The 7,190-nt window shown below is 45.6% G+C and carries 2 protein-coding genes and 2 pseudogenes; 3 read left to right on the top strand and 1 reads right to left on the bottom strand.

Annotation, left to right across the window (positions count from 1 at the left end):
* Positions 1 to 283 precede the first annotated feature (283 nt).
* Positions 284 to 1,729: an ATP-binding protein gene (locus JGK20_RS31405; RefSeq protein ID WP_293208915.1), complete on the bottom strand. Its 1,446-nt coding sequence runs from the start codon at positions 1,727 to 1,729 to the stop codon at positions 284 to 286.
* Between the two features lie 268 nt (positions 1,730 to 1,997).
* On the opposite strand from JGK20_RS31405, the pseudogene JGK20_RS31410 reads away from it, so the two are divergent.
* The 3 genes and pseudogenes from JGK20_RS31410 to JGK20_RS31420 all read left to right on the top strand — a co-directional run.
* A pseudogene (locus JGK20_RS31410) lies at positions 1,998 to 3,218 on the top strand (transposase).
* Between the two features lie 139 nt (positions 3,219 to 3,357).
* Positions 3,358 to 6,396 carry a GAF domain-containing protein gene (locus tag JGK20_RS31415; protein WP_293193834.1) on the top strand — a complete coding sequence of 1,013 codons (3,039 nt, stop codon included), beginning with the start codon at positions 3,358 to 3,360 and terminating at the stop codon, positions 6,394 to 6,396.
* A gap of 494 nt (positions 6,397 to 6,890) precedes the next feature.
* Positions 6,891 to 7,190: pseudogene (locus JGK20_RS31420) on the top strand (IS1 family transposase); the annotation flags it as partial.

A 7,190-nucleotide genomic window follows, 5' to 3' on the forward strand; every position in this document is an offset into this window, starting at 1 on the left:
ATTGTGCTTTGTATTATATACGAGTTCCTGCGAGCGTCAACATGGCAGGTAAAAAATTATAATCAGTCCAAATGCAGATTTCTCTGACGCAAGACGCCCGCATCTGTAATCCAATGGCACGGGGGCAAAAACAAATTGAACCAGGGGCAAATAGTCTCGTGCGGCCACAATTTGCTCAAAAAGCTACCCAAATAGTCAAGGATGGGTAGCTTTGTCCATAAATTAAGTTACAGTTCCTAACCCATTATCTGAGCCTAAACACCGACATATTTGCAATCGAAACTTACGTCGGTAAAACGATCGTAAACTCACTACCTTTACCCAACTTCGATCGCACCGAGATACTCCCACCCATCCCTTCTACCAACGTTTTGACGATCGCCAAACCCAATCCATGTCCGTCACTAGCTACTTGAATCCCAGCCTGTGGCAAGCGAGTTCGCGCTTCATCTACCCGATAAAAACGTTCAAAAATCCGGCTTTGATCCTGGAGGGGAATCCCCACCCCCCGATCGCGTACCCGAATCATTGCCTGTCCGTCAAAACGATCGATACTCAAGATAATCGGTTGCTCTGCTGCTGAATACTTCACCGCATTATCGATTAAATTGATTAATACCTGTTGAAGCCTGTCTCGATCGGCAATTGCTTCGATACTGGCTGTCGCCTCGACACGGATCGCTCGATCGCTATATTTCTCCGTCATATGGGCGATTTCTGCTACCACATCATTGAGTGACAAACGTTCGAGATGGTAGTGTGCATATCCACTATCGGCTCGCGCTAAGTTCAACAAATCCTGAAGCAGTTGCACCGTGCGCTCGGCTTCTGATGCCGCTGTAGAGAGGGCTTCTTGCTGGTAATCGTTTAAATTGGTACTGCGGCGGAGGACGCTTTGCAAATAACCCACTACCACCGTTAACGGTGTGCGTAACTCATGGGAGACATTGCCGACGAACTGACGCTGATTTTCCAAAGCATCCGCCAGCCGTGCCAGCATCATATTAAAAGTTTGAGCCAATTCCTTGACTTCACTCGGAGCCTGAGTGAGTTGCAACTGGGCTTTGTTCAAATCTGCTGCCGAAATCGCCCCAGCAATCTGGCTTATTTCTTGCAACGGTTGAAGCGATTGGCGAATGCGCAAGGCGATCGCAAAGATGGTGGCGATGGTTGCCAAACAGCAGACGGCAGCTAGCCCCTGGATGGCGGCAATGAGTTGGTTTTGTTCTGATGTGACATCCTGTGCCATATAGACCTTGCCCAGGGGATTGTTCCGCGCTGTGACTGCCCCCCGATACAAAATTAGATAGCGATCGCCCACTGGGTACACCTGGGGTTTGAGCGGCATATCGGCGATCGACATCACTTCATCGCTCACTTGACTCGATTGCGCCAGAAGCTGCTTACCATCGGTACTTTTGACCCAAATTGCCAATCCGGGCACCGAGACATTATCGATCGTTTTTTGCAGCCCCGTGGCAACTGGCAACATCTCGCTATAGAGTTCGACATCGCGGGGAAACCGAGTAGCAATATACTCCACTTGCTGAGTATGTGTGGTAATCAAAAGCTGCTGCATTTTCCAGCTCGTCCACACCGCGACGCTGCTCAAGCCCAGAATTGACAGCAGCGAGATTTCTACGGTGAGCCGAAATTGCAACGATGCCGGATCGAAATGTTGCTGCTTGATTTTCTGGAGCTTCGCTCTAAATCTATCGATCGGTTGCATTGGAAAACCTTGTGGTGCAGTATTTTCAACCGAAATTGAGTGTCACTATTCTTATTTTATCATTATTGCGCTGACATCCTAGCCATAAATGATTTTGATCTAAACATTAGCTGAGAAATTCAAGAAATTATCCTACCAATTACTTATCATTTTCTCATGAGAAACTCTGTTTACCAGAAAAATGGGTTTAAAGCCCCGTCCTTTGAGGACGGCTTTACAAAGTGTCTTGACGGATTGTAAAAGGAATGTATAATGCAGCAAGGAGGTGATGCAACTGTTTAATCTGGCGTATGAGTTTAAGCTAAAACCAACAACGTCACAAGTTCCCATCTTTGAGGATTGGTTGGAGCAATGTCGCCGTGTCTACAACTATGCTTTGAGAGAGCGTAAAGACTGGTACAAATCTCGCAGTTGTCGGATTGACGCTTGTTCCCTTCACTCGGAATACATTATTCCAGCGGATACACCCAGACCGACCTATTCAAGCCAATGTAAAGCGCTAACTGCGTATCGAAAAAGCAGCCACCAACTAAAGCAAGTTCAATCGCAGGTGCTGCAACAAACTTTACGTCTCTTAGAAAAAGCGTTTGTCAGTATGTGGGAACAAGGACACGGATTTCCCCGCTATAAAAAAGTCGGGGCTATGCGTTCCTTCGTGTTCCCGCAGATGGGTGTTGGGGCGATTGAAAACTCAACGGTAAAATTGCCTGTTATAGGCAGTGTTAAATTTCGTCAATCTCGCCCCATTCCAAGCGGTGCAACAGTCAAACAAGCTAGAATCGTCAGACGAGCTTCTGGCTGGTTTGTAATGCTAACCTTGCAATGGGATGTCAGTGTACCGCAGGCAATGCCCCACGGTTCATTCCTTGGAATTGATGTCGGAATTCTTCACTTTCTAGCAACTTCTAGCGGGAAAACCTACCCAAATCCACGACCTTTTAAGACGCTCCAACGCAAGCTTAAATTGCTGCAATAGCGAGTATCAAGAAAAGTAAAAGGGTCAAAAAACCGAAAAAAAGCGCAAGTAAAAGTGAGTAATCTGCATGAAAAAATTGCGAGTATCCGCAAGGATTATTATTGGAAGTTAGCTCATGAGTTGTGCGACAGTGCAGGTTCAATGTTTGTTGAGAATTTAAACTTGGTAGGATTGGCTCGCGGTATTCTCGGCAAACATTGTTTAGATGCGGGATGGGGGCAGTTCTTCCAGATTCTTGAACAATGCTGCTTGAAGCGCGGGGTATTTTTTCTCAAGGTAGATGCTAGAAAAACCAGCCAGATTTGCCCGAATTGCCTCACAGAAACCGACAAGAAAGAACTGTCCGAGCGAGTTCATTCATGCGGACATTGCGGATATCAAACAGATAGAGATGTCGCAGCAGCACAAGTAGTCTTAATTAGAGGACTTGCAGCCGTAGGACATACGGTCAAGATGCTTTCCGAGGGTAAAGCGGTTGCGCTCCCGGTGACGAAAGAATCCCCGTCCTTATAGGACGGGGAGTGTCAATGGGTGTATTTTTGAGTCAGGTAGGCATTAAACGGCAAGCCAATTGTCGGCAACGAGTCGGTGCTGTCGATCTCGAACAATCGATCGAATCCAAAATGGGATTCAAAGGAATTTAGCAAGCACCATGATTGACTTTCCTGGCTACCAAGCGATTGAGAAATTCTACGAAAGCTCTAGATCGGTGCTGTACCGAGCGCGACGCTGTACGGATCTCGTGCCTGTCATCCTCAAAATATCGAATCGAGAATCTCAGTCACCCCAAGAGATCGATCGATTCCAGTTGGAATACGATATTTTGCGAAGCTTAAATATTCAAGGTGTAGTTACAGCTTACGCTCTAGAAACTTATCCAGAAAATTCTGTCATCGTCCTCGAAGATTTCGGTGGAAAATCTCTTCCAATGTGGCTGGTCGAGCGAACATTTAACCTAGTAGGATTTCTGAATTTAGCAATTAGGCTAACATCAATTTTAGGAGAAATTCATCAGCACAACATCATCCACAAGGATATTAATCCATCTAATATCGTCTTCAATCCCACCACGGGACAGGTGAAGATAGTTGATTTTGGACTCGCTACCATACTATCGCCAGAAAATCCCCTAGTTCGCGATCCCAATTTGCTCGAAGGCACTCTTGCGTATATTTCCCCAGAGCAGACAGGGCGAATGAATCGATCGATCGATTATCGAACTGACTTCTATTCATTAGGTGTGACATTTTATGAATTATTAAGCTATCGACTGCCATTTGAAACGACGGATGCGTTAGAACTCGTCCACTGTCATCTTGCCAGAGAGCCACTCCCACTCCATCAAATCGATCCAGCAATTCCCCTGCCACTGTCCGATTTAGTGATGAAGTTGATGGCAAAAAATGCCGTAGATCGCTATCAAACTACCGATGCTATTTTGGTGGATTTGCAAGCGTGTGTGGATCGAATCGATCGAACTAGCAGTATAGCAGAAAAAGTTACCGAACTCGACAAAACCTCAACTATTACTAAGAATCACCTTGCTTCTACCAGTAACACTACCGGATCGGCAGCACTCGATCTAGCAGCACTAATGAAAGCATCTCAAGCACTTGCTGGCGAAATTGTGCTAGATAAATTGTTAGCAAAATTGATGACAATCGCGATCGAAAACTCTGGCGCACAGCGCGGCTGTTTGCTCTTGCAAAGTAATGGCGAACTAGAAATTGCCGCAATTGTCGAACCCCAAAACGTATCGATTTTACCAGCGATTTCCCTCGATAGTGAAGCTGGTAAAAATTTAGTTTCGCTGGCGATAGTCAATTATGTTGCAAGCACTCAGGAAAGCATCGTCCTCAATCGAGCCGTAACAGACTCTAGATTCGATCGAGATGCCTATATTCGCGCTCGTCAGCCGAAATCAATCCTTTGTACCCCACTGATTTACCAGGGTAAACGTGCGGGTATTTTATATCTAGAAAATAATTTAACGACAGATATTTTTACCCCCCAACGATTAGAAGTTATCCAGTTTCTGTCTACTCAAGCAGCAATTTCTCTCGATAATGCCCAACTCTATAACCAACTAGAATTGCGCGTACAGCAACGCACGATCGAATTGACACAAACGAACGACAGACTTCAATCCGAAATCTTAGAACGCCAAAAATCCGAGCAAATCCTCAGATCGATCGTTGAAGGTACCGTTTCCGCAACTGGTGTAGACTTCTTTCGATCGCTTGTCCGTTCCCTCGCCCAAGCTCTCGATGTCCGCTATGCCTTTATCAGCGAGTGTATGGATGCGCCACCTACTCGCGTGCGGAGTTTTGCCTTTTGGCAGGGAAATGAATTTGGCAACGAGTTCGAGTACGATCTGCACGGTACGCCCTGCGAGCGGATTATTGGTAGTAATAGCTATCAGTGTTTCCCCGCCCAGATCCAGAGCTTATTTCCTGAAGAAAAGGATGAATTGGAGGCAATGGAAGCACAGAGTTATGCTGGCATTCCATTATTGACTTCGATGGGCGATCTGTTGGGACATTTGGCGGTACTAGATGACAAGGAGATGGAATCTAACGAGCGCACGCAGGCAATTCTAGAGATTTTTGCAGCACGGGCGGCAGCGGAGATGGAACGTCTGCAAGTAGAAGATGCCCTGCGAGTTTCGGAAACCAAGTTCTCGACAGCGTTTCGCTCCTCTCCAGATGCGATCGCCATTAGCACCCTCAACGATGGTTGCTACATCGAAATCAATGATAGTTGCTTGCGGATGCTGGGATATCACCGCGAGGAAATGCTCGGACGCAGTACCCTGGAACTGGGGGTGTGGGCAAATCCAGCCGATCGAATCGCGATCGCCCAACAGTTGCAGCAACAAGGTACCGTCAGCAATCTAGAGATCTCGTTTCGCCGTAAATCGGGGGAGATTTTCCCGACGTTGTTTTCTGCCGAGGCGATCTACTTGGAGGACGAACCATGCTTATTAGCGGTAGCGGCTGATATTACTCTACTTAAACAAGCCGAAAAAGCGTTAGCTAGACTAGCCGAAATTGGCGAACTAGCCGCCACGATCGTCCATGAGGTACGAAATCCTCTCACTACGATTTTGATGGGCTTAAATGCCTTTAAAAAACTCCAACTCTCCGAGCGATTTCAAGAGTATCTAGCTCTCTCATTAGACGAAGCCGATCGACTGCAACGCTTATTGAGCCAGATTTTACTCTATTCCAAACCCCAGACACTCGATCGATCTCGACTGGAACTAAATAGCTTCATCTTAGAAACGTTAAGTACCTTACAAACTATCCCTGCGGCTTTGGGAAAACAGCTTGAATTTATCCCGATCGAACCGATTTATGTGTTGGTCGATCGAGATAAATTCAAGCAAGTAATCATTAATTTGATCGTTAATGCCTGCGAAGCAATAGATATCGGCGATGTTATTACCACTAAGCTCGATCGAACCGAACATCACCGCGTTTGTCTGCAAATTCATAATGGTACGCCAATTCCTGCCGATATTTTGCCACGATTGACACAGCCTTTTTTTACAACCAAAGCCAGTGGCACGGGATTGGGTTTGGCGATCGTCAAACGGATTGTGGAAGCTCACGATGGGGAGTTTAGGATTGAGTCGGGGGAGGAAATTGGATCGATCGTCACAGTGAAATTGCCAACTATGTTGTCTTAGAAATACCTCGAATACTATAGAACCCATTTGAGATCTTTGCTGGCGATCGGAGATCGTCAGCTAGAGACGTTTACACGGTTACAGTGACACTCCAGCCAAAGAAGATCGATCTTAATTTTATCTAACGGTTCGGTTCAGCGGCAACCAACTAACTTGAACGATAGACAAAAAAGTTTCGCTCGCCGCTGCAACCGAATTGTTATACAGATTTACCAGCATTTAATTCAAGTACAACCATCGCTATAACTTCCTAGCAGTTATACTGTAAGTCATTGGTATTTTAAATTTTTCCTGGGCGATGAGGTTTGGAAAAGCATTCCAATATTCATCTGAGTGTTCGCCAAGATACTCTATCATCAAACCCGCCTTCACGGTAGTGCCCTGAAGGAAAGGATCAGAGTAAGTTATAATTAGAAATAAGTGTTTGCCATTGCATGATCTGACATTAAAAATTCATTGTTGCCCTAATTGTGGTTCAGAAGAAGTTAGTCGAAATGGTCAAACTCGGCATCATAAACTTTCATTATAAATGCCGAGAATGTGGTCGTCAATTTGTTTTAAATCCAGCAGGTCAGCCTATTACAGAAGAACAAAAAGAATTAATGTCACGGATGCTACTTGAACGTATTTCTCAGGCAGGAATTGCTCGGGTACTTCAAGTGTCAGAAGATACAGTGCAGCGATACGTTAATAGCCAAGCGGCTGCTGTTAAGAAGCAAGTGGAAGTGACTCCCAAAGAAAAAAAGCGCTTGAATGTTCAGATGGATGAGTTATGGTCATTCGTTGATAGTAAA

The sequence above is a fragment of the Microcoleus sp. PH2017_05_CCC_O_A genome (assembly GCF_020738785.1).
GTDB lineage: Bacteria > Cyanobacteriota > Cyanobacteriia > Cyanobacteriales > Microcoleaceae > Microcoleus.

Coding starts and splice junctions, on each gene's coding strand:
- JGK20_RS31415 (WP_293193834.1), top strand. CDS start 3,358: ATGATTGACTTTCCTGGCTACCAAGCGATTGAGAAATTCTACGAAAGC.
- JGK20_RS31405 (WP_293208915.1), bottom strand. CDS start 1,729: ATGCAACCGATCGATAGATTTAGAGCGAAGCTCCAGAAAATCAAGCAG.